Here is a 22,598-nt window from a genome sequence, read left to right on the forward strand (position 1 = left end):
GGCTCTGTTTGCGGCCGGCGTCGCGGCGCGCACCCAGGGGCCGGTGCTCTGGTGCGTGACCCGGCCGGACCTTTTCGCGCCGGCGCTGGAGCAGGCGGGGCTGGCTTCAAACCGGGTCATCTATGTGGAGGCCGGCGACGAGGCCGGATTGCTGTCCGCCTTCGAGGACGGCCTGCGTCACGGCGGCTTCGGCGCTGTGGTTGGCGAAGTCGCCCGCCTGTCCATGACGGCGTCGAGGCGGTTGCAGCTGGTCGCCGAGGACACGGGCTCGCTTGGTTTGGCGGTGCGACGATGGCGTCGTCAGGCCGAGGCGGCGGACTTCGGCCAGCCGACCGCCGCCGCCACCCGCTGGCGGGTCCGGCGACACGACAACGGACGGCCTGCGACGGCTCGATCGGAACGTGCCGGCCCAGACCGACCTCTGCGTCGTCGCCCTGGGCGCCAACGACATGATGCAATTGGTCCCGGCCGACCGCGTCAGGAACAATCTTCTGTCAATCATCTACAAACTCCGACGGCGCGACATCTCCGTTCTCCTGAGCGGGATGCGGGCGCCGCCCTGGTTCGGCGCCTACGCCTGGGCATTCGACGCCGTCTATCCAGAGGTCGCTCGAACGGCGGACGTGCCCCTGATGCCCTTCTTGATGGACGGCGTGGCGCTGCACCCCGCCTATGTCCTTCCGGACCGAATCCATCCCAACGCCCTCGGCGTGGGCCGGATGGCTGACGCCCTCGCACCCCATGTGCGGTCCGCCCTAGCGGCCTTGCGGACACGGTGACGGGATGCGGCTCGCCACCTTCAACATCAACGGCGTCAATCGTCGCCTGCCCAATCTGCTCGCCTGGCTGAAAGCGGCAGAGCCAGACGTGGTCTGCCTCCAGGAACTCAAGGCGGCCGACACGCAGTTCCCGGCCGCCGAGATCGAAGCGGCCGGCTATACTGCGGCCTGGGTTGGCGAACAGCGCTGGAACGGCGTCGCGATCATCAGCCGGATCGGCGCGCCGGTCGTGACCCGACGCCGGCTGCCGGGCGGCGCCGACGACCGCCAGGCCCGCTATATCGAGGCGGCGGTGAACGGCGTCCTGATCGGCTGCCTCTATCTGCCCAACGGCAATCCCAGGCCCGGACCCAAGTTCGACTACAAGCTGGCCTGGGCCAGACGGCTCATCGCTCACGCGGCGTCGCTTTATTCGACCGAGGCGCCGGTCGTTCTCTGCGGCGACTACAATGTCGTCCCGACCGACGCCGACATCTACAATGTCCGCTCATGGAAGACCGACGCCCTGCTCCAGCCCGAGAGCCGCGCGGCGTTTCAGAGCCTGCTCGACCAGGGCTGGACCGACGCCCTGCGCGAGCGCTTCCCGCACGATCCGCCGCCCTGGACCTTCTGGTCCTATTTCCGGGAGGCCTGGGACCGCGACGCCGGTCTGCGGATCGACCATCTGCTGCTCAACGGCCTTGCGGCCGAACGCCTGACCGACGCCGGCGTCGACCGCGCGGTCCGCGGCGCCGAGGGCGCCAGCGACCATGCCCCGGTCTGGATCGACCTCGCCTGACCCGACCGATCGGGACCGCTTGACGTCGGCCGACCGTCCCAGCGATCCCTCGCCGGCCAGGGTCCGGAAGGTGACGGAATAGCGCAGGGCCGTCATCGGCGCGATCGAATGCTTCCAGGCCGCACGCGCCTCCCCCGACAATCGATAGGCCGAGCCGCACGCCAGCGGCGCATTCCTGCGCAGAAAGCCGGCCCCATCGCGACGGCGCAGCCGCATCACGCAGGGCGACAGCAGGGACAGGCCCAATATCTCGCCATAGACGGGGCGGTCGCGATGCCAGCCGATGCCCGCGCCCGGCGCATATTCATTGACCAGGACCTGGACGAACGCCGCACCGTCCAGATCGAGCCGGTTCGCCAAGCGCGCCATCAAGTCCGAGAGAAACGCCGGCCATCCCGCGCCGCCGCCTTCGCGGTCGAAGGCGGCGATCCAGCGATGGCCGAGGTAGCCCAGATGCTCATAGGGCTTGAAGGCGAGGGTTTGGAGCGCCTTCACAAGCGCGGCCTGTTCGGGCGCCGGCAGGACGTCGGCCCAGTAGTCGAACCCCGCCACGACCGGCGCGCGGACGGACATGTCGCCGAACAGGTCGATCTGCGCGGCTCCGGTCACGACAGAGCCAGCCGTTCGATCGCCGCGCCCGTCGTCTCCAGATTGGACAGGCTGACCCCGACCAGCCGTACGCCCCGGGCCGGCGGATAGAGGGACCGGACCAGCAGTCGACTGACGTCGCGCAAGGCCTCGCGGGAGGCGACGGGTTCGGACAGGGAGCGACTGCGGGTCGACTGCTGGAAGTCGGCCCATTTGACCTTGACGGTGACGGTCCGCCCGCGACGGCCCGCCGTCTCGCACCAGGTCCAGACCTCGTCCGCCATCGCCGCCACCCCGGCCTCGATCGCCTCGGGCTCGGTCAAGTCGGAGGCGAAGGTGGCTTCCGAGCCGCTGGACTTGCGCGTCCGGTCCGGGTTGACCGGCCGGTCGTCCTCGCCGCGGGCGATGGCGTAGTACCAGGGTCCGGACTTGCCGAAATGGTGCTGAAGAAAGGCCAGGGATTGGCGGCGCAGATCCGCGCCGGTGCGCAGACCCAGACGCTCCATCTTGGCGGCGGTCACCGGCCCCACGCCGTGAAACCGCCGGACCGGCAATGTCTCGACAAAGGCCTCGCCTCGGCCCGGCGCCACGACAAATTGGCCGTTCGGCTTGTTCTGGTCCGACGCCAGCTTGGCCAGGAACTTGTTGTAGGAGATCCCGGCCGAGGCCGTCAGGCCGGTCTCCTCCAGAATCCGCCGCCGGATCGCCTGCGCCGTCGCCGAGGCGGTTCCCAGACCGCGCCGATCGGCGGTCACATCGAGATAGGCCTCGTCCAGAGACAAGGGTTCGATCAGGTCGGTGTAGTCGGCGAAGATCGCGTGAATCTGCGCCGAGACCGCGCGGTAGACCTCGAAGCGCGGCGGGGCGAAGACGAGGTCCGGGCATTTGCGCAGGGCGGTCGTGGACGGCATGGCCGAGCGCACCCCGAACCGCCGCGCCTCGTAGCTGGCGGCGGCGACGACGCCCCGCGCTGCGGCATGACCGACGGCCACGGGCCTGCCCCGCAAAGCCGGATCGTCCCTCTGTTCGACGGAGGCGAAGAAGGCGTCCATGTCCACATGGACGATCTTGCGGATGGCCGATCCCTGCATGAGGCCCTGAATATCAAGACGAGAACAAAAAGAAAACATTTGTCCAAGGCGACGCTTGCCTTCGGTCGCCGGCCGGCGCTTTCGGGGATGCCGAACCTTCCCGAACCCCCATGTCCTACGCCGAGCTTCAAGCCACCTCGCACTTCTCCTTCCTGCGCGGCGCCAGCAGTTGCGAGCTGCTGTTCGAACAGGCGCGGCTGTGCGGGCTGGAGGCCCTGGCCATCGTCGACCGCAACTCCCTGGCCGGGATCGTGCGCGCCCATGAGGCGGCCAAGGCTTCCGGCGTACGGCTGATCGTCGGCTGCCGCCTCGACCTGGTCGATGGAACCGGCCTGCTCGTCTATCCGGCCGACCGCCCCGCCTATTCCCGCCTGACCCGTCTGCTGTCCCTGGGCAAGCGCCGCGCCGGCAAGGCCAGATGCCATCTCGACTGGGCGGACCTGAAGGACTGGTCGCAAGGCCTGATCGCCGTCCTCGTCCCCGACGAGGCGGACGACGCCTGCGCCGCCAATCTGCGACGACTGAAGGCGACCTTCCCGGCCGGCGCCTATCTGGCCCTGACGCTGCGCCGCCGCCCCGGCGATGCGCTGCGCCTGCACGACCTGTCCACCCTGGCGGCCCAGGCCGGCGTGCCGACCGTCGTGACCAATGACGTCCTCTTCCATCATCCGGACCAACGCCTGTTGCAGGATGTCGTCACCTGCGTCCGGCACGGCTGCACCATCGACGAACTGGGGTTTCGGCGCGAACGCCATGCCGATCGCTATCTGAAGCCGCCCCAAGAGATGCACCGCCTGTTCAAGGCCTATCCCGAGGCCCTGGCCCGCTCGGTCGAGATCGCCGACCGCTGCCGGTTTTCGCTGGATGAGCTGGCCTATCAATATCCCGACGAGGTCTCGACGCCGGGCATGACGCCGCAGCAGACGCTGGAACAGCTGACCTGGGCCGGGGCCGCCGACCGCTATCCGGAAGGGCTGCCGGACAGGGTCCGCAAGACGCTTCGGCACGAACTCGATCTGATCGGCCAGCTCGACTACGCCCCCTATTTCCTGACGGTCCATTCGATCGTGCGCTTCGCCCGCAGTCAGGACATCCTGTGCCAGGGTCGGGGTTCGGCCGCCAACTCCGCCGTCTGCTATGTCCTGGGCGTCACCTCGATCGACCCGGGCCGCAACGACCTGCTGTTCGAGCGCTTCGTCAGCCAGGAGCGCCGCGAGCCCCCGGACATCGATGTCGACTTCGAGCATGAGCGGCGCGAGATCGTCATGCAGTGGATCTTCGAGACCTACGGCCGCAACCATGCGGCCCTGTGCTCCGTCGTCACCCGCTATCGGTCGCGCGGCGCCCTGCGCGACGTCGGCAAGGCGCTCGGTCTCAGCGAAGACCTGATCAAGACCCTGGCGTCCCAGGTCTGGAGCTATTCCAGCGAAGGAATCGAAGACAAACACGTCGAGGACCTCAACCTCAATCTGCAGGACCGGCGGCTTCGCCTGGCGCTGGAGCTGTCGCGCCAGCTGATCGGCGCCCCGCGCCACCTCAGCCAGCATCCGGGCGGCTTCGTCCTGACCCACGATCGTCTGGACGATCTGGTTCCGATCGAGCCAGCGGCGATGAAGGATCGCCAGGTCATCGAATGGGACAAGGACGACATCGACGTCCTGAAGTTCATGAAGGTCGACGTCCTGGCGCTGGGCATGCTCAGCTGCATGAAGCGCGGCTTCGACCTCCTGGCCGAACACAAGGGGATCGCGCTCGACCTCGCCACCATCCCGGCCGAGGCCCCCCGGACCTATGCGATGATCCGGAAGGCCGACACGCTCGGCGTCTTCCAGATCGAGAGCCGGGCCCAGATGGCCATGCTTCCGCGCATCAAGCCGCGCACCTTCTACGATCTGGTCATCGAGGTCGCCATCGTCCGCCCCGGCCCGATCCAGGGCGACATGGTCCATCCCTATCTGCGCCGCAGAGAGGGCAAGGAGGACGTCGTCTATCCCAAGCCCGAGCTGGAGAAGGTGCTGGGCAAGACCCTGGGCGTGCCGCTCTTCCAGGAACAGGCGATGCGGGTCGCGATCGAATGCGCCGGCTTCACCGCTTCGGAAGCCGATCAACTCCGCCGGGCCATGGCGACGTTCAAATTCACCGGCGGGGTCAGCCATTTCAAGGACAAGCTGATCAGCGGCATGGTCGAACGCGGTTATGACGCCGCCTTCGCCGAGAAGACCTTCAGCCAGCTTGAGGGCTTCGGCTCCTATGGCTTTCCGGAAAGCCATGCGGCCTCCTTCGCCCTGATCGCCTATGCCTCCTCCTGGCTCAAATGCCATCACCCGGATGTCTTCTGCGCCGCGCTCCTGAACGCCCAGCCCATGGGCTTCTATGCGCCGGCGCAGATCGTCCGTGACGCCCAGCAGCACGGCGTCGAGATCCGGCCGGTCTGCGTCAACGCCAGCCGCTGGGACTGCACCCTGGAGCCTGCGGGCGAGGAGGGTCGCCTTGCCGTCCGCCTCGGCCTTCGCTTGGTGCGCGGCCTGGTGAACGGCGACGCCGCCCGCCTCCTGGCGGCGCGGACGGACGGCGCCTTCCGCTCAGTCGACGACCTGTGGCGACGCGCCGGGGCCCGGGTCGCCAGCCTGGTCCGCTTGGCGGAGGCGGACGCCTTCAGGCCGGATATGGATCTGGACCGCCGCGACGCGCTGTGGGCCATAAAGGGGCTCCGGGACGACCCCCTCCCCCTGTTCGCCGCCGCCGACGCCCACGAGCAGAAGCCGGAAATCTCAGAACCCCATCCGGGTCTCAAGCCCATGACGCCTGGACGGGAAGTGGTCGAGGACTACAGCCACATCGGCCTGACGCTGCGCGATCATCCGCTGAGCTGCCTGCGCGGCGATCTGCAGTCACGCCACGTCATGACCTGCGCCGATGGGACCGCCAGGCGCGACGGTCGGCTGACGCGCGTCGCGGGCCTCGTGCTGGTCCGTCAGAAGCCCGGCAGCGCCAAGGGGGTCATGTTCATCACCATCGAGGACGAGACTGGCGTGGCCAATCTCGTCATCTGGCCGAGCCTCTACGAACAGCAGCGCCGCATCGTCCTGTCGGCCTCCATGCTCGTCGTCGACGGCAAGGTTCAGCGTGAGGGCGACGTCGTCCACATCGTCGCGACCAGACTTCACGACGCATCGGCCCTCCTCGCATCCGTCGGCGACCGCGGCGGGGCCTTCCCCCTGCCCCATGGGCGCGGCGACGAATTCCACCGCGGCGGGTCGCCGGATGCGCGTGACGCCCCGCATCGTGCGATCAAGGTCCGGGACATCTACATTCCCGATCTTCACCTCGACACGATCAGACCGAGGACGCGGGATTTTCGGTAGCGGATCAGAGGTGACATCGGTCACACGAGGTTGCGGCCTGCCAGATTTCCAAAACAGCTCTTGCGATCAGGCCGCCTTGAACCGTTACTTCGGCTTATGAGCGATTATGAAAAGCGACTGGCCGTCGCAATAGGCAAGGCTATCGGCGACCGCCGCGAAGCTGTGGGAATGACACAACGTCGGCTGGGGGCAGCGATTGGCGTTAGCTTTCAGCAGATCCAGAAATATGAAACCGGGGCAAATCGTATAGCGTCATCGAAACTGATGCTCGCTACGGAAGCGCTGAAGTGCGATGTCGCGGAGCTTGTGGGAGAGCGTTGTGGCGAACGTCCTGGAACAGCTCGTTTGATTCGAGCTTGGTCGAACCTCAATGATAAGCAACGCGAAGCCGTAACGTCGATGATCGAGGCTTTTGAATAGGAGAGCGGAACGACGAGGCAAGCGGCGTACCCAACTTCGAGAACGCCGAATGAACGCAAGTCACCCTATGGCGGGTTGTCTATCCGGCCTGAAAAGCGCCGGGAGCGGTCCTCGGCGCGTGCATTCTCAGGGTCGACGATCCCTCTCTCCTGTAAGCCACCAAGCAGCACCCCAGCTATTCGATCCCCCGTCACCGCTCTTAGGCGAAACTCCAAGGGGGCTCAGGGCGTGGTTCTGATCGCAAAGGACCGGACCGCAGAGTTGAACCGCGCGAGATTATCCTCACCGTCATAGACCCCATGCGGCCCGGCGAAATAGGCGGCGGTCAGCTGTTCGGCCGGCACGCCCACCTGATCCAGCACATAGCGGCCCGCATAGGCCGGCGTGGTCAGATCGTAATAGCCCGCCGCCCAGAACAGTCGCATGTCCGGCCGCGCCTGCAACGTCTTGGCCAGCCCTTCCATGGCCTGGGGCGAATCCCCATGGGACCAGGCCGCGTTCACCAGAAAGTTGAGGCTGTAGTAGGGTTCGTCGGTCGTGAAGCCGAGCGTGTCGCGGACATAGTCGCCCAGGGCCTGATTGACGATCGGACCGATGCTGGCCGGGGTCGGTGCGGGTCCACCGACACTGCCCTTGGGCACGACGCCGAGGGACGGATCATCCAGCGCGCCCAGCGCCCCGGCCTCCATGGGCGAGGTGACCCGGACATCCAGCAGGCCGGTGCGCAGGCCCTGGTCCTTCAACAGATTGAACATCCAGGTGTTGCTGGAGATGCGCAGGTTCTCGGCCAAAATCAGATCCGTCGGCAAGCCGATCAGGGCGGACATCTGGTCCGCAACGCGGCGTCGGTCGGCCGCCGGCAGGCTGGAGCCCTGGATCAGGGCCTCGACATAGTCGGTTCGCGCGAACGCCAGCGCCTGGTCGTAAACCTGATCGACGGTGCGTCCGGCTCGCTCGATCCTCTGGTGATGCCAAGCCCCGGCGGCCATCGTCGGCAGGCTCGCCACGAAGGGCATCTCTCGCCCGGTCAGCGGCGCGACGAGCGCAATCAGCATGACGCCGTCGAAGCTCAGCGTCTCGGCGTCGGCGGCGATCAGGGCCGCCCGCGTTGTGCCGTAGCTCTCGCCGGCCAGATAACGCGGCGAGGCTTCGCGACCGTTGAGTTTCAGCCAGTTAAGGATGGCCGTCTGCACCGCCTTCGCGTCGGTGGCGCCGGTGTACCAGTACTTGTCGTCCACGCCGGGAAGGGCGCGGCTGAAGCCGGTGCCGACGGGATCGATGAAGACGATATCCGCCGCATCCAGCGGACTGAACGGATTGTCGACCAGACCGCTCTGGCCTGCCGGCGCCTTACGCATCGGCCCCAGGGCCGAGATGTGCAGGGGCGACGAGGATGCGCCCGGCCCGCCGTTGAAGGCGAAGATCACCGGCCGGATTGCGGGATCAGCGACGTCGTCGCGCGTATAGGCGATGGTGATGACCGACGCGCCCGGACGCCCGTCTGGGCCAGGAACGAAATTGTCGGCGACGGTGGCGGTGTAGGCGACGGCCTGACCGTTGAAGCGGCCGGCATGATGGGTGATCGAGCGTCGGGGCGCCATCAGCGCCGACGCGGTGGACGCCGGTGCGGCGACGACCTGGGCCATCGCCGGGGCGACGCCCGAACCGGCGACGATCATCAGGGCCAAGACGGATAAAGCGGCGCCCCGGACACGCTCAGTCGGTCTCAACCGCATCAGCTCCCTTCCCTTCGCGCTCATCGGCGTTCGTCGCGGACCAGCGCCCGGACGTCGTCGGAAAAGGCCGTCGCCGTGTCGCCGAGATAGAGCATATGGCCGGACTCATAGTTTCGGATGGTCAGCCGCTCGGCGGGAACTCCCGCCTTCACCAGCGCGTCGTGGGCCGCCGCCGGGGTCGTCACCATGTCGAAATAGCCGCTGGCCACCAGGACTCTCAGGTCGCCGTTACGACGCATGGCCGTGGCCAGATCACCGGCGAAGGACTGCCCCTCGGGCACGCCCGTCCGTTTCCAGTTCCAACCGAAGAGCAGGTTGCGCCAGACGATGGCGCCATAGGGTCGGTCCTCCTGCACCTTCAGATCCTCGGCCAGCATCTGGTGGAAGGCGGCGATGAAGCCGGGCACATAACGGCCCATGGCCGGGTCGTCGGCGACCGGCTCGCCGCCGTCATGCGCCGACGGCAGGGTGTAACGACCATCGTAGAGGCCGACCGTCAGTCCATCGGCCGCCAGCAGCTGCTGTGAAAAGGCCTTGGGCGACATCGTCAAACCGGGCAGCCAAGCCTCTGGCGTCAATCCGGTATAGGCCGCCAGACGCGCCGCGACCGCAACCCGTTCGGCGTCGTCCAGGCGTCCGGCGGCCGCCTTGTCCAGCGCCGCCAGATAGTCGGTGGTGGCGAACCTGGTGACTTCGGCGTCGAAGGCTTCGATGGTCAGACCCCGGCGATCGATCTTTTGATGGGCCCAGGCCGTGGCGGCCATGGCGGGCAGGTTCAGGGCCGCGCCGAGCGACGGAGACAGCCCGGCCGTCCCGGCGCCGTTCAGGCTGGATCCCAGCAGGACGACGCCATTGACCGTGATCCCCCGCATCACGCCGCCATAGGTCGGCCCGCCCATCAGGGCGCGTGGCAGGAGCGCGGCCCGCGCGCTGCCGTAGCTTTCACCCATCAGATATTTGGGCGCGTTCCAGCGATTGTTTCGCGTCAGCCACAGCTCGATGAACTGAGCGACGCTCTCGGCGTCCTCGTCCACGCCGTAGAAGTCCTCCGGCTTGCCGACGCCGACGATGCGGCTGAAGCCTGTACCGACCGGGTCGATGAAGACCAGATCGGCGACGTCCAGCAGGCTGTCGGGATTGTCGACCACGCCGAACGGCGGGACATTGCTGGGGTTCACCTCGCGATCCAGTTGAACCCGGCGCGGACCCACCACCCCCATGTGCAGCCAGACCGAAGACGATCCCGGCCCGCCGTTGAAAACGAACATGACCGGCCGATCGCGCTCGCCCCCTGTCTTGACGTAGGCGAAGCTGTAGATCGAGGCCGTCGGCTCGTCGCGATCGTTGCGCAACAGGGTCTCGCCGGCCGTGGCCGTATAGGCGATGCGCTGGCCCCGAATGGTCGTTTCGTGGCGGGTCACCACAGGCGCGGGGACCGAGACGGCGTCGGAACGCCCCGCCTGCGCCAGAGCCGGGGTCGCGCCCAAGGCCAGCCCGGCCAAGGCGAGGGCGGCGAAGACCAAGCCGAGCGCGGCCGTCCATCGGCGTGGCGCGTGCTCAGTGACCATGGTCATCGTCCATCCCCTCGCCGAACAGGAAGCTCTCGCCCGCCGCACCCGCCGCCGTGTCTTCCGGCGCCTTCGGCGACTGGATGACGACCGGATCGGCGAAGGGCCGAATGCCGAGCGCCTGGTGAATCTCGCTGGGGAAGTAGAGCACCCCGCCCTTCATCACCATGCGGATATGGCGGATGGCGTTGATGTCCTGCGTCGGATCGCCGGGCACGAGGAACAAATCGGCCAGCTTGCCGCGCGCTATACTGCCCAGCGACTGGTCGCGCCCCAGATACTGTTCGGCCCTCAGCGTGCCCAGGCTCAGGGCCTCCGCCGGGGTCAGCCCCGCCTTGACGTAGAGCTCCAGTTCGCGGTGCACGGTGAAGCCGGTGCCCGCGTCCGTGCCGGGCAACAGTTGCACGCCCCCGTCGTGGAGCAGTTTCACGGTGTCGAGCAGCTTCTGGAACGCCGCCTTATAGGTTTGGTCCACTGCCGGGCTGTCGATATCGACGAAGGACCGGCGACGGTAGCGCTGATAGCCGATCGGCATATGGTCCACATAGCCGACGGCGGACGGCGGGACTTCGCCGGCACGGCTCAGCATCAGCACCTCCAGCGCCACGGCCGTCGTGTCGAGCGCCACCCCCTTCACCCGCATCAAGGCCAGGGTGCGCCGAACCGGCAGGCTATCCAGATCCAGGTCCGCCGCCCGCGCCATGGCAGTCAGGCGCAGGGTGGTGCGCGAATCCTCACCCGGTTGAAGCAGCCAGCCCAGCATCAGCTGATTGATATGGGCGATCTCGCCATAGCCGGCCTCGATGGCCTGGTCCGGCGTAACGAAGGCCGGGACGTGGCCCGTCACCCCCATACCCAGACGATGCGCCTCCAGCGCCACCGGCGCGACCCAGTCGGGGTGCAGGGAGTTGTAGATCTTGATCTGGCGATAGCCGCGCTGGCCATACCAACGCACGTCTTCCAGCGCCTCGCCCAATGTGTCGGCCAACAGACCGGTGCGCACGGAATAGGAGCTGCGCCCCTCCAGCATGCCGTCGCGGACGATGCGCGGTCCGGGGGCCACGCCCTGGTCGATGTCGCGGGTCAGGTTCAGCAGAAAGCCGTTAGCGTTGCCCATGTCCCGAACCGAGGTCACGCCCGCGCCCAGATAGAACAAGCCGGTCTGTAGGGTGCTGTGGGAATGCATGTCGTGCAGGCCTGGCACCAGCGTCCCGCCCTGGCCGTCGATTTCGTAGTCTCCGCCGGCGGTGGGGGTGTCCGGCTCGGGCACGATGGCGGCGATCCGGTCGCCGAAGACCGTCACCGACGACAGGGCCGAAAGAACGCCCGTCTCCGGCTGGAAGATCCGCACGTTGCGGATGCGCACCGGCGCATCGAAGCTGTGCGCCAGTTGGGTTTGCAGCGCATGGATGCGCTCGCCCTCCAGCGCCGCTGTCATCCGCATCAGTTCGGGCGCGGTCGCTTCCAGACCCTCGCGCACCGTGATCTGGCTGCCTGAAAACTCGGCGACCATTCGTCCGGCGTCGTCCAGCATGACGTAGCCGGGCTGAAGCTCCAGTCCGGTCAGGCGATAGAGGGTCACCGGCAGAGCGTCGGGGCCGAAGGCCTGGCTGCGGACGGCGGTCAAGGTCAATCGACCGCCGGGCGTCACGTCCAAGCTTTGCTCCGGCGCGGCCTTCAGCACATTGGCGTAGAGGGCCAGGCTCCAGGGGCTGTCGTCATTGGCGATATAGAGGCTCGGCGCAGGTGCGGGAAGTTCGCCGCTGTCCGCCTGACTGCGCCAGCGCAGCATCCCGTCGCCCTGCTCGAACCGTTCATCGACGCGCGCGCCGAACAGCGACACGCCCTCGATGGTCCAGAGTCGCGGCATGCCGTCGGCGCCCAGAACCAGATGCTCCTTGTGCTTGGGACCGCGACCGTTGTTGTCGACGTGATAATCCACATCCACCGTATCGCCGACCTGATCCACAAACAGGTGGCCGACATTCTCGCCGCTGGAGATGACCGCAAACCGCTGAACCTCCGCCATGGCGGAGGTCGCCCCAAGCCAGGCGGCAGCGAAAAGAATCGGGGTCAGCAAGCGACGCATGGACGTCTCCTCAACGCGTTGCGGCAGGACGTGAAACGGAGGGCGAGCCCGAGCGCCGCAGCGCTGACAGGGCCTCGTGCAACTTCGCCAGTCCCCGGTCGATGGCCGGGGCGGGCACGCCGAACCCCAATCGCATATGACCCGCCTGGCCGAAGAACTCGCCCGGCGCTGTGACGATGTCGTGGTCGCGCCACAGGACCTCCGCCAGCCTACGCGTATCGGCGTGACCGACGACCTTGGGAAAGGCGATGCAGCCATAGGGCGGCAACTCGCCCTCGATCAATTCGTCGGCGCGCATGGCCGCCAGATGACGCTCCACCACCGGCCGGCTCTGGGTCAGCACCGAGCGCCAATGGGCCTCGAACGGCGCGGGATTTTCGACCACCAGCGCCCCGATGGCATGGGTCAGTTTCGACACCCCAAACTCGCGTCCTGCGCTGGCGTTGGCGATCCGCCGCGCCAGCGCCCGCGTCGTGAAGATCCAGCCGCATCTCAGCGAGAACAGGCCGAACACCTTGGTCAGGCTGTTGACGCTGATCAGATTGGGCGCGAGGCGCGCGGCGGGCAGATAACCTGCGTCGCCGGCGAAATCCGCATAGACCTCGTCCACCAGCACGTGGGCGCCCACGGTCGCCGCGACGCCGGCCAGGGCCTGAAGCGCCTTTTCATCCAGATGATGACCGGATGGATTATGCAGGTTTGTGATGATGACCAGCCGCGTGTCCGGCTTCAGCCTCGCCCGCAGATCATCGAGATCGAAGGCGAAGGCGTCGCCGGTTCGCGGCAGCAGTTCGACCTCCGCGCCTGCAAGCCGCGCTAGATCGGACAGCACGTCGAAGCCCGGCGTCTCGACCAGCACATGGTCGCCGGGCGCGACTAGCCCGGCCAGCACCTGAGCTACGCCGTTGCAGACGCCGGTGGTCGGCAGGATGCACTGTTCGTCCACGCCATAACGCTGGGCCAAGGCCGCCAGCAGATAGGGATTGCCGCGCCCGAACACGCTTTCGAACCGGTCCGTCACTGGCGAGGCGAAGGCGTCGGCGACGAGGCGCGCCAGCAAGCGTTCGGGTTCCGCAACCGTGCTCTCGAACAGGATCGAAGCCTCGGCCGGCAGGGGCATGTGCCGATACAGGGATCGTCCGAAGGCGGCGAAGTCCCTGATGTCGTAGATCGGCGCCCGCGCCGGGGCGTCGCGCCCGATCACGCCTGCGGTTCCGGGCCGCCGCGGGCTGCGGCTGAGAGAGTCGTCTGTCGCAATGGCTTGCCCGTCGGGGACGACCGAGCGTCGTCCTTCACCCCTGCATTGTTACCGTCGTGGCGCCGCAGCTTCTTTGCGTATCGCCGCTTGCGCCTTCAAAGGATTGGATAGCTAATGCGCTGTATCGGCAAATCGGAGACTAGACGATGTCCACCGGCCTGGACGCCATCGACGTCCGCATTCTGCAGCAGCTGCAGATAGACTGCTCCATCTCCACCTCGGAGTTGGCCGAGCGTGTGGGCCTGTCTCAATCGCCCTGCTGGCGGCGCATCCAGCGCCTGCGCGAGGAGGGCTACATCAAGGCGCAGGTGGCCATTCTTGATCCCGAGCGCATGGGCTTCCACATGCACATCTTCGCCCAGCTGAAGATGAACAATCTCGCCGAAAACGAGCGCGAGAAGTTCATCCGCGAGATCGCCGCCATCCCCGAGATCGTCGAATGCTATTCGGTGCTGGGCGAGCGCGACGCCATGATCAAGGTCATCGCCCCCGACATCAAATGGTATCAGGACTTCATCTTTCGTAAGATCCTGAAACTGCCCGGCGTCATCGATATCAGCTCAACTGTCGCCCTGTCGGAAATGAAACGGACAACCGCACTGCCCGTGCGTCAGGGCGTCTGACGCCTCAGGCGCCAAGCGTAATAGGCCAGACCGATCGCCAGCCAGACGGCCAGCAGAACATAGGGCCGCCAGTCGGTGCTGAAGCCCAGAGCGGCGATGACGACGGCGGCGATGACGCCCAGTACGGACAGAGTCTTGACCGTCGGCCGGCTGAACCGAAGCCGGGCCTGATCATGCACCTCCGGGTGGGCGCGCGCGACATTGTAGGCGGCCAGGCAGGTCCCGAGATATTTCATCATCGTCGGCACATTCACCGCCAGCAGCAGGAACAGCAGGCTGGACGGTAGGAACAGGGCGGCCGACGAAGCGGCGAAGGCCGCCAAGGTCGCCACATGCGGCGTGCCGAACCGGGGATGGATCCGCGCCAGGGCCGGCGGCAGAACGCCCGACCGACCCATGGCGAACAGGAAGCGGGAATAGACCAGGAAGACGGCGTTCATCGACTTGATCAGGGCCACCACGGCGGCGGTGACGATCAGAGGCGCCGCCCACGGCCCCAGCGCCGCCTCGGCCGCCGTCAGCAGCGGCGCGTCGCTGGTCGCCAGGGCTTGCGGTCCGACCAGGCTCAGGGCCGTGAAGGTGATCACCAGGTAGACGACGACGGTCAGCGCCAGCCCAAGCGCTATCCCCAGCGGCACGACCACCTTGGCGTTGCGCACCTCGTCACCGACCTCGGTCGCGGTCTCGATGCCGAGGAAGAGCTGGATCATCAGCGGCAGAGCCGCCAGGATCGGCAGCCACCCGCCCGCAGTCGCCTGAACCAGAAGCCCCGGCTTGAGGTCAGGCGCGCCCGCCACGACGAAGACGGTGAAGATCGCCAGCAGCAACAGCATCAGCACGGTCTGCGCCCGCGCGGCCACGGCGACGCCGACATAATTCAGGGCGAAGATCAGGGCGAACAGGCCGAACATGACCGGCTTGGCCGGCAGCGGGATCACCATGGACAGATAGTTCACCAGCACCCGCGCCAGCACGATCATGACCACCGCATTGCTCAGCACCCGCAGCCAGACGATGACGAAGGCGATCAGCGGATGGGTGAAGCGGCGCTGCCATTCGTAGGACGCCGCCGTGCTGGGCTCCGCCGAGGCCATATAGGCATAGACCAGGGCGAAGAGGACCATGGGCAGAGCCCCCAGGGCCACGGTGATCAGTATGCCCGTCCCGCCCACGGCGGCGGCGGGACCCAGCACGGTGAAGATCGCCGCCCCGATCGCCGTTCCCGCGCCCAGCATCACCAGATCGACCAGGCCGACCCCATGCTTCAGCTCGGACGGCGGCGTCGGGGAAGATGCGGTCATGCGGCGTGTGTCCGGGCGTTTGATCGGCTCCACGGGAGCGAACGACAACCGTAACCCCGGAGGCCCGCAAGGACTATTCAAACTGGGTAGCGGCGACGCGAACAGACGACTGCTTTAGCCATCAACTGGCGCCATCGCGCATCGACCATGTTCGCGATTGACAGCCGAAATCTCGCCCCGAACCCTTGCTGGCCAAGACCCAGCGCCAGCCGAAGACGCTCCGTCTTCCGCGCAAATATTATTCGTCTCGGCAGACACGGGCGCGCCACCTGTGTCGCGTCCGCGCTCGCCAGCCGCGACAAAGCAAGAATTGTCACGATGCCAGGCTCTAAACTGAATCTCGAACACGGAGATGACGATGACGACACTCACCAAGAGACATCTCATCGGCGCGACGGCTGCCGGCCTGGCGCTGGCGGCCGCCAGCAGGGTTTCCGCCCGCGTCCAATCCGCGGCCCAACCGCGCCGGCGACGCGCCGGCGTCTTCAACGGACAGTCCGTGAACTACACCGCCGGGCTGGAAGAGACCGTGGTCAAGGATGCACAGGGCGCGCCCCATGTGCGCTTCGTTTGCGCCAGCTACATCCGCGAAGGCGTCGAGCATGGCGCCCGGCCGGTGATCTTCGCCTTCAACGGCGGCCCCAGTTCTTCGTCCGCCACCCTGCACATGCTGGCGTTGGGCCCGAAGCGGATCGAGCTGGAACAGGATCCCGCCGCCCCTGCCCTCTCGCCCCCGCGCTTGGTCGACAACCCGGAAACCCTGCTCGACGTCGCCGATATCGTCCTGGTCGATCCGCCGGAAACCGGCTTTACGCGGCTGCGGTCAGAGGACGGTCGCGCAGAGGCCTATTCCGTCAACGGGGACACGCGCGCCGTGTCGGACTTCATCCGCACCTGGATCGCCGATCACGGTCGCCAGACCTCGCCCAAATATGTGCTTGGCGAAAGCTACGGCACCATCCGGGCCGCCATCATGGCGGAGCAGCTTGCCCAGGACATGCCCTTGGACGGGGTCTTCCTGTTCGGCCAGGCGGTGAACATGATCGAGACGTCCCAGCGCGTCGACAACATGATCGCCTATGCGACCAACCTGCCCGCCCTGGCGGCGATCGCAGTCTATCACGGCAAGGCCGACACGGACGGCCGCTCGATGAACCGCTACATCGATGACGTCTATGCCTGGGGGATGAGTGACTATCTCGCCGCCCTGGTTCAGGGGCAGGCCCTGCCTCACACGCAACGTCGCGCCGTCGCCGCCGAATTGGAGCGACTGACCGGGATCGACGCGGACTTCTATTTCAATGGCGACCTGACCATATCCAAGGTCGCCTTCGCCGGGCGACTGCTCGCCGACCGGGGTCAAAGGCTGGGCATCTACGACGCCCGCTACGTCGGCCCGTCGCCTGCGCAGGGCCAGCGCCCCCAGGATCCGTTCGGCGCCAAGGTGTCGGACGCCATCCTGCCGATGATGCAGCACTACCTGCGCACGGAACTGGCGCCCGAACGCGACGCGGCCGACTATCGCCCGCTCGCGCCTGGCGTCGAAATCTGGAACTACAATACCACCGGCGGGGCGGGCGGACCGTTCAACGAATACGACTATCCCGCCAGACTGGTCGCGGCCTTCAAGGCCAATCCGCGTTTCCGCTTGATGATCGGCACAGGCATCTATGACCTGACCACGACCGTCGGCCCGGCCCTCTATCTGGCGGCCCAGAGCGACTATCCTTCCGATCGCGTGATCCAGCGGCGCTACGAGGGCGGTCACATGGCCTATACCAACCAGCCCGCCCTGATGGCCTTCACCCGCGACATCCGCAGTTTCGTCACCGGAACGCCCTTCATCGCCACCTGAACAGGCGCCTCGAATGCTGATCCTGGACCGCGATTTCGTCCGCAAGCATCTGACCTATTCCGCCTGCATCCCCCTCATGCGGGACGCGATGGCCGCCTTGTCCAAAGGCGAGACGCGCCAGCCGCTGCGGAGCATCGTGCCCCTGGACCAAGGCCGCGCCTTCGGCGTCATGCCCGGCGCACTGTCGGCGGACGGCGCCTTCGGAGCGAAGCTGGTCAGCGTCTATCCGCAGAACCACGCGGCGGGCCTTCAGTCGCATCAAGGCGTCGTCGTCGTGTTCGATCCCGCGACGGGCGCCCTGTCCGCCCTGGTCCACGCGGGCGAGGTCACCGGCATTCGCACCGCCGCCGCCAGCGCCGCCGCCTCCCAGGTCCTGGCGCGACCCGATGCCTCGCGCCTGGCCGTTCTCGGCACCGGGGAACAGGCCGCCGCCCATGTCCGCGCCTTCCACGTCGCCTTCCGCCTGTCGTCCGTCACGATCTGGGGGCGATCAACAGAACAAGCCGCCGCACTGGCCCTACGGCTGTCGCAGGAAACCGGTCTGCCGGTGGTCTCCGCCTCTACGGTCGCCGATGCGGTCGCCGAGGCTGATATCGTCTGCACCACCACCGCCTCGGCCCAGCCGATCCTCTTCGCAACAGACGTGCCCGCCGGCTGCCACGTGAACTTGGTGGGATCCAGCTACGACGGTCCGGTCGAGATCGACGACGACCTGGTCGTCCGCGCCCGCTTCATCGCCGATTCCCGCGCCGGCGTCCTCGCCCAGGGCGCGGAGTTCCTGTCGGCCAAGCGCGCCGCCTATGTGGCCGACGATCATGTGGTCGCCGAGATCGGCGAGGTCTTCCTGGGCCTCAAACCCGGCCGCACCTCCGAGCAACAGATCACGATCTACAAATCCCTGGGTCATGTGGCCCAGGATCTGGCCAGCGCCCGCTATCTGATCGACCTGGCCCGCACCCTGAACCAGGGCGTCCACGTCCCCTTCTGATCGTCAGGCGGGCGGCGACGCCGGCAGGGCTTCGAGCAGGCGGTCGATGTCGTTCATGTCGTTGAACACCGCCAGCGACATCCGGAACCGGTGCTGTGAGACGGTGATCCGCACCTTGGCCGCCGCAAGCCGCTCCGAAAGTTTGGGCCGGGCATCCTTCAGCGCAAAGGCGACCAGGGCCGTTCGACTGTCCAACGGCGTCAGAGGCTGATAGCCACGCCGCCGCAGTTCCGACTGCACCGCATCCGCCAGCGGCTGACGCGCCTTCTGGATGGCGTCGACGCCCAGCCGGTTGATCCAAGTCAGGGAATGATCGAGCTGGACCGCGCCCGTCCATGAGGTCGTGCCCATGGCGAACCGACCCGTGGCGTCCACGCGCGCCGCATAATCGGCGGGCATTGGGCCCGGCGCATCATAGGGATAGGCGTGGCTCTGAAAGGATCGGATCTGGTGATAGCCCCACCAGGGCCGGCGGATCTTCTCCTGCACGGCCCTGCGCACATAGAGGAAGCCCAGGCCGAAATCCCCCATCAGCCATTTGTAAGAGGCGCAGGCCGCGAAATCGACGCCCGCCGCCTTCAGGTCCAGCGGCGTCGAGCCTGCCCCGTGGATGATATCGACATAGACATAGGCCCCGTGGGCGTGTGCCAGATCGCAGACCCGTTTCAGGTCATGCTCGAAGCCGTTGATGGTCGAGACATGGCTTATGGAAACCAGACGCGTCTGGGCGTTCACCGCCGCCTCCATCGCCGCCATGTCGATCCGCCCCTCGGCGGTCATGGGCAGGGTGACGACATCCATCCCCGCCTTGGCCAGTTCGCCATAGGTGTAGAAGGAGCCGAAGAAATGCAGGGCGTCTGTGACGATCCGTCCGCCCGTCGCCGGCATGTCCAGCGCCTGCAGCACCAGGTTCTCGCCCATGGTCGTGGACTGGACGAAGCAAAGCTCATCAGGATCGGCCCCGACCAACAGGCCGAACTGACGGACCGCATTCTCTTCCATCGCTGTCATGTCGAGGTCGGGCGCCGCGGTCGCGCGGGTCTTGTAACGCAGATAGTCCTCCAGGGCCGTGCGGGCGCCCAGCGGCATCGGGTGGGTCGATCCGCTGTCCAGATAGGTCACCGGCATTGCCGCGAACGCCCCGCGCGCAGGCAGGGTCAGGGGCGGCTCCGACCGCTCCTCTTGCGCCAGGGTCTGCGAGGTCAGACCGACCGTGGGCGAGACGGCCGCCGCAGCGATCAGGGATCTTCGGGTGAAACGCATGGCGGGACTCGCAAGAGCTTGGAACGCGCCATCGTAGGTCGACGCGGCGGAATAATCCTTTCGTCTTGTCGATCGACGGCCGCCACGAAAGACTGAAATAGCCACGGACGATGCGATAGGCTGCGCGAACCCCGTCGCCTCACCGGATCCGTCCGCGCATGTCGTCTTCGCCCTCCCCCGCCTCCTCCCTCGTCGTCTTCGACGCCGCGGCGGTGCGCGTAGGACTTCACGCCGACCGGCTGATCCCTGTCATCGGCGACGCCATGACCGCCCTGTCGGACGGCCGGGTGCGTCAGAATCTGCGCAGCTTCATCGGCCTGGGCGAGGGCCGGACCTTCGCCCTGATGCCCGCCGCCTTCTCCGACGAAGGCCTGTTCGGGGCCAAGCTCGTCAGCGTCTTCGCCGATGGCGCAGGCCGCAAGGCCCACGAGGGCGTCGTCGTCCTGTTCGACGGCCATACGGGGGTGCCGATCTGCATCGCCGACGCAGGCGAGATCACGGCGCTGCGCACGGCGGCCGCCAGCGCCGTCGCCACCCAGGCGCTCGCCCGTCCCGATGCGAAAGCTCTGTCCGTTCTAGGTCTGGGCCGTCAGGCGGCCGAGCACATCCTCGCCATCGCCCAGGTTCGCATGCTGGAGTCCATCCGCGTCTGGGGCCGTGACCTGCAGCGGGCCGAAGGCTTCGCGGCCGAGATGAGCGCCCTGACCGGCCTCCCCGTCTCGGCGGTCGCCAGCCCACGCGTTGCGGCCAAGGAGGCCGACATCCTCTGCACTGTCACCGCCGCCGTCGATCCCATCTTGGAAGGCGGCTGGGTCATGCCCGGCGCCCACATCAACGTCGTCGGTTCCAGCGGCCCGTCCGCCGCCGAGATCGATTCTGACCTGGTCGCACACAGCCGCTTCATCGTCGATCACGCCGAACACGTCCGGGTCCATGGCGGTGAGTTCCTGCGCGCGCGTGCGACGGGCTGCATCGGCGAGGATCATATCGCGGCCGAGATCGGCGCCGTCCTGTCCGGAGCCGCGCCGGGGCGGACCCGCAGCGACGAGATCACGGTGTACAAGTCGCTGGGCCACGCCGTGCAGGACATCGCGTCCGCCGGCCTGCTGTATTCGGCTGCGCGCGCCGCCGCCTAATCAGGTCTTGCAGGCGGCGTCGGCGGCATCCGGCGCACGCCGCCACTGATAGACGTCGACCTCGTCACCCCTGGGCAGATAGGTCACCGGGAAGCGGTCCTCGCCGCGCGTCACCTGCAGGGCCAGCATCGCTTGCTGATTGCTCTGAACTCCGTCCATCGCCACCGCATAGGTGACCACGTCCCCGTTTCGGATTCCGGCCTGCTCCGCCGCCGAACCGGGCACGAGCCCCCGGATGGTCTTCACGTCGCCGACGAGGGATTTCGGGTCGAAGCCCAGGTCGAACCGTCGCGCCCGACCCACATAGCGGGTAAAGCACGGACCATAGTCGTCGGCTTCGGGCAGCATCAGTTCGCCCGCCTTCATCGCGACATGCAGCGCTTGCCCGTCCTCGCCCAGTTCGGCGGTCAGAAGCGCGACCCAGACCGCCTCGTTCACCGTTTCGCCTGCGCGGCGACGGCGGTTCATTTCCAGCATCAGGTCGTCCAGAGACCGCGCGCCCTGGCTGGCTCGACGGACCTTCCCGTTGACGACCGCGAAATACAGGCCGCCGCGATCATAGGGCAGTACACGGATGCGGCTGTCCTCCCAGAAGCGCGGCGCGATCTGGTCGTCCGGGGTGTCGTTGAGGAGGTTGGAATAATATCGACGCGCGGTGTCGTTGATGTCGGCCAGATAGTCGTCCGCCGTGATCAACCCCGCGCGGTACGGCAGCAGCCCTTGATAATAGACGGCGATCCCCTCGCCATACCATTGGCCGCGCCCGTCCCACTGGGTCCAGGTGTGGATCATCTCGTGCGACAGGGTCGATTTGAGATCAGCCGGATCGGTCGCCTGACCATAGGTGACGAGGAACGACCGCGTCAGCGCCACGCCCCCGCCGGCGTTGATCGGATTGTAGCGCATGAAGACCCGATAGGGCGGCTCGCCCGGCTCGGCGAAAAACCGGCTCATCCAGCCATGCAACTGATGGGTCCAGGCCATCAGCGGCTGGGCCTTGAACGGCGTCTCACCCAGCCAGGCGGCCGAGAAGCCGGTGTTGGACACCGGCATCGGCTCGCGTTGCATCGGCCCCGCCATGAAGACGGTCGAGGACAGCCTGTCCGCCTTGCCCGCTTCCAGATCGACATCGCCCTCGCCATAGCTGGAGGTCGCGTTGGCTCCGGCGTCCAACCCCGTCAGGTCCCAGCGCAGCGCGATGCGATAGTCGCGGTCATCTTCCGGCAGCAGGATGAAGGTGTTGCCGACGCCCGAGACCCCGCCGCCTTCGGTGCGCAGGCTGTAGGGCGGCCCTGACCCCCGACGCGGCGGCGTATTGTCGATGGGCGCGCGATAGCGGACGGTCACATCCCCGCTGACGGCGCGTCCGGCGATCCAGTGCCGCGCATAGACCATGGCGACCGGGTCATCCCGCACCGTCCACGGCACCGGCCCCAGGGCGTCGGTTATCGTCAGGTCCGTCAGGGTCGTGGCGATGGTGTCGGTATTGGCGATGACGACCGGCAGGGTCAAAACGGCCTGCCCCGCCTGCGCCTCCATCGCTGAGACCTTCAGTTCGACATCCATCCGGGCGAGGCCGCGCGCGACATCGACATCGCCGGGCGCAAGCGTGACCTGCATCGTCTGCGCCGACCCCGAGGTGGGAGACGCGCCCAACAGCAGCATGACGGCGGCCAGAACCGACAGAGGATGACGCAGGACGTAGGAAATCTTCATGTCGGAGGCTCTCCGGGAAATCTCATGCCGTCCCGTCCCCGAGC

General features: G+C 67.1%; 16 protein-coding genes and 1 pseudogene. 8 read left to right on the top strand and 9 right to left on the bottom strand.

Going from position 1 to position 22,598, the window contains the following annotated elements:
* Window positions 1-401: 401 nt before the first annotated feature.
* Window positions 402-779, top strand: coding sequence for a GDSL-type esterase/lipase family protein (locus RTU05_RS07785; RefSeq protein WP_312597166.1), 378 nt, complete (start codon window positions 402-404; stop codon window positions 777-779).
* A 4-nt stretch (window positions 780-783) separates the two neighbouring features.
* Complete coding sequence (locus tag RTU05_RS07790) at window positions 784-1,557, top strand: exodeoxyribonuclease III (RefSeq protein WP_312597168.1); 774 nt, start codon at window positions 784-786, stop codon at window positions 1,555-1,557.
* A 99-nt stretch (window positions 1,558-1,656) separates the two neighbouring features.
* Here the strand turns inward: RTU05_RS07790 and RTU05_RS07795 are convergent.
* Window positions 1,657-2,130, bottom strand: a pseudogene (locus RTU05_RS07795) (alpha-ketoglutarate-dependent dioxygenase AlkB); the annotation flags it as partial.
* 32 nt (window positions 2,131-2,162) lie between these two features.
* Window positions 2,163-3,236 carry a DNA polymerase IV gene (gene dinB / locus RTU05_RS07800; protein WP_312597170.1) on the bottom strand — a complete coding sequence of 358 codons (1,074 nt, stop codon included), beginning with the start codon at window positions 3,234-3,236 and terminating at the stop codon, window positions 2,163-2,165.
* Window positions 3,237-3,346: 110 nt separating this feature from the next.
* On the opposite strand from dinB, the gene RTU05_RS07805 reads away from it, so the two are divergent.
* The gene (locus RTU05_RS07805) at window positions 3,347-6,601 is read left to right on the top strand and encodes an error-prone DNA polymerase (RefSeq protein ID WP_312597172.1); all 3,255 of its coding nucleotides are present in this window, start codon (window positions 3,347-3,349) and stop codon (window positions 6,599-6,601) included.
* Between the two features lie 96 nt (window positions 6,602-6,697).
* On the top strand, window positions 6,698-7,021 hold the full coding sequence (locus RTU05_RS07810; RefSeq protein WP_312597174.1) for a helix-turn-helix transcriptional regulator: 324 nt from the start codon (window positions 6,698-6,700) through the stop codon (window positions 7,019-7,021).
* 221 nt (window positions 7,022-7,242) lie between these two features.
* On the opposite strand, the gene RTU05_RS07815 is transcribed toward RTU05_RS07810, so the two are convergent.
* The 4 genes from RTU05_RS07815 to RTU05_RS07830 all read right to left on the bottom strand — a co-directional run bounded on the left by RTU05_RS07815 (window position 7,243) and on the right by RTU05_RS07830 (window position 13,618).
* Window positions 7,243-8,700, bottom strand: coding sequence for a S10 family serine carboxypeptidase-like protein (locus RTU05_RS07815; protein WP_312597199.1), 1,458 nt, complete (start codon window positions 8,698-8,700; stop codon window positions 7,243-7,245).
* Between the two features lie 77 nt (window positions 8,701-8,777).
* Window positions 8,778-10,331 (bottom strand): S10 family serine carboxypeptidase-like protein, encoded by a 1,554-nt coding sequence (locus RTU05_RS07820; RefSeq protein ID WP_312597176.1) that lies wholly within the window; start codon window positions 10,329-10,331, stop codon window positions 8,778-8,780.
* Window positions 10,315-12,414, bottom strand: a complete 2,100-nt coding sequence (locus tag RTU05_RS07825) for an amidohydrolase family protein (RefSeq protein WP_312597178.1) — start codon at window positions 12,412-12,414, stop codon at window positions 10,315-10,317. The genes RTU05_RS07820 and RTU05_RS07825 overlap by 17 nt, the downstream gene beginning before the upstream one ends.
* Before the next feature lie 10 nt (window positions 12,415-12,424).
* The gene (locus tag RTU05_RS07830) at window positions 12,425-13,618 is read right to left on the bottom strand and encodes an aminotransferase class I/II-fold pyridoxal phosphate-dependent enzyme (RefSeq protein ID WP_312597180.1); all 1,194 of its coding nucleotides are present in this window, start codon (window positions 13,616-13,618) and stop codon (window positions 12,425-12,427) included.
* 200 nt (window positions 13,619-13,818) lie between these two features.
* Here RTU05_RS07830 and RTU05_RS07835 point away from each other — a divergent pair, with 200 nt between their 5' ends.
* On the top strand, window positions 13,819-14,295 hold the full coding sequence (locus RTU05_RS07835; protein ID WP_312597182.1) for an Lrp/AsnC family transcriptional regulator: 477 nt from the start codon (window positions 13,819-13,821) through the stop codon (window positions 14,293-14,295).
* Here the strand turns inward: RTU05_RS07835 and RTU05_RS07840 are convergent.
* On the bottom strand, window positions 14,283-15,596 hold the full coding sequence (locus tag RTU05_RS07840; RefSeq protein ID WP_312597184.1) for an amino acid permease: 1,314 nt from the start codon (window positions 15,594-15,596) through the stop codon (window positions 14,283-14,285). The two genes, RTU05_RS07835 and RTU05_RS07840, sit on opposite strands and share 13 nt — an antisense overlap.
* Window positions 15,597-15,954: 358 nt before the next feature.
* On the opposite strand from RTU05_RS07840, the gene RTU05_RS07845 reads away from it, so the two are divergent.
* Both RTU05_RS07845 and RTU05_RS07850 read left to right on the top strand, forming a co-directional pair.
* Complete coding sequence (locus tag RTU05_RS07845) at window positions 15,955-17,451, top strand: S10 family serine carboxypeptidase-like protein (RefSeq protein ID WP_312597187.1); 1,497 nt, start codon at window positions 15,955-15,957, stop codon at window positions 17,449-17,451.
* A gap of 13 nt (window positions 17,452-17,464) precedes the next feature.
* Window positions 17,465-18,439 carry an ornithine cyclodeaminase family protein gene (locus tag RTU05_RS07850; protein WP_312597189.1) on the top strand — a complete coding sequence of 325 codons (975 nt, stop codon included), beginning with the start codon at window positions 17,465-17,467 and terminating at the stop codon, window positions 18,437-18,439.
* A 3-nt stretch (window positions 18,440-18,442) separates the two neighbouring features.
* On the opposite strand, the gene RTU05_RS07855 is transcribed toward RTU05_RS07850, so the two are convergent.
* The gene (locus tag RTU05_RS07855; RefSeq protein WP_312597191.1) at window positions 18,443-19,702 is read right to left on the bottom strand and encodes an aminotransferase class V-fold PLP-dependent enzyme; all 1,260 of its coding nucleotides are present in this window, start codon (window positions 19,700-19,702) and stop codon (window positions 18,443-18,445) included.
* A 158-nt stretch (window positions 19,703-19,860) separates the two neighbouring features.
* Between RTU05_RS07855 and RTU05_RS07860 the strand changes: the two genes are divergently transcribed.
* A complete protein-coding gene (locus tag RTU05_RS07860; protein WP_312597192.1) occupies window positions 19,861-20,838 on the top strand; it encodes an ornithine cyclodeaminase family protein in 978 nt (325 codons plus the stop codon).
* On the opposite strand, the gene RTU05_RS07865 is transcribed toward RTU05_RS07860, so the two are convergent.
* Window positions 20,839-22,554 carry a hypothetical protein gene (locus tag RTU05_RS07865; protein ID WP_312597193.1) on the bottom strand — a complete coding sequence of 572 codons (1,716 nt, stop codon included), beginning with the start codon at window positions 22,552-22,554 and terminating at the stop codon, window positions 20,839-20,841.
* Window positions 22,555-22,598: the final 44 nt, after the last annotated feature.

It is taken from the genome of Brevundimonas sp. (assembly GCF_032017145.1).
Classification (GTDB): Bacteria; Pseudomonadota; Alphaproteobacteria; order Caulobacterales; family Caulobacteraceae; genus Brevundimonas.

Bases quoted from the DNA above. Each gene is read 5' to 3' on its own strand.
- RTU05_RS07790 (WP_312597168.1), top strand. From the start codon at position 784: ATGCGGCTCGCCACCTTCAACATCAACGGCGTCAATCGTCGCCTGCCC.
- dinB (WP_312597170.1), bottom strand. From the start codon at position 3,236: ATGCAGGGATCGGCCATCCGCAAGATCGTCCATGTGGACATGGACGCC.
- RTU05_RS07805 (WP_312597172.1), top strand. From the start codon at position 3,347: ATGTCCTACGCCGAGCTTCAAGCCACCTCGCACTTCTCCTTCCTGCGC.
- RTU05_RS07810 (WP_312597174.1), top strand. From the start codon at position 6,698: ATGAGCGATTATGAAAAGCGACTGGCCGTCGCAATAGGCAAGGCTATC.
- RTU05_RS07815 (WP_312597199.1), bottom strand. From the start codon at position 8,700: ATGATCGTCGCCGGTTCGGGCGTCGCCCCGGCGATGGCCCAGGTCGTC.
- RTU05_RS07820 (WP_312597176.1), bottom strand. From the start codon at position 10,331: ATGACCATGGTCACTGAGCACGCGCCACGCCGATGGACGGCCGCGCTC.
- RTU05_RS07825 (WP_312597178.1), bottom strand. From the start codon at position 12,414: ATGCGTCGCTTGCTGACCCCGATTCTTTTCGCTGCCGCCTGGCTTGGG.
- RTU05_RS07835 (WP_312597182.1), top strand. From the start codon at position 13,819: ATGTCCACCGGCCTGGACGCCATCGACGTCCGCATTCTGCAGCAGCTG.
- RTU05_RS07840 (WP_312597184.1), bottom strand. From the start codon at position 15,596: ATGACCGCATCTTCCCCGACGCCGCCGTCCGAGCTGAAGCATGGGGTC.
- RTU05_RS07845 (WP_312597187.1), top strand. From the start codon at position 15,955: ATGACGACACTCACCAAGAGACATCTCATCGGCGCGACGGCTGCCGGC.
- RTU05_RS07850 (WP_312597189.1), top strand. From the start codon at position 17,465: ATGCTGATCCTGGACCGCGATTTCGTCCGCAAGCATCTGACCTATTCC.
- RTU05_RS07855 (WP_312597191.1), bottom strand. From the start codon at position 19,702: ATGCGTTTCACCCGAAGATCCCTGATCGCTGCGGCGGCCGTCTCGCCC.
- RTU05_RS07860 (WP_312597192.1), top strand. From the start codon at position 19,861: ATGTCGTCTTCGCCCTCCCCCGCCTCCTCCCTCGTCGTCTTCGACGCC.
- RTU05_RS07865 (WP_312597193.1), bottom strand. From the start codon at position 22,554: ATGAAGATTTCCTACGTCCTGCGTCATCCTCTGTCGGTTCTGGCCGCC.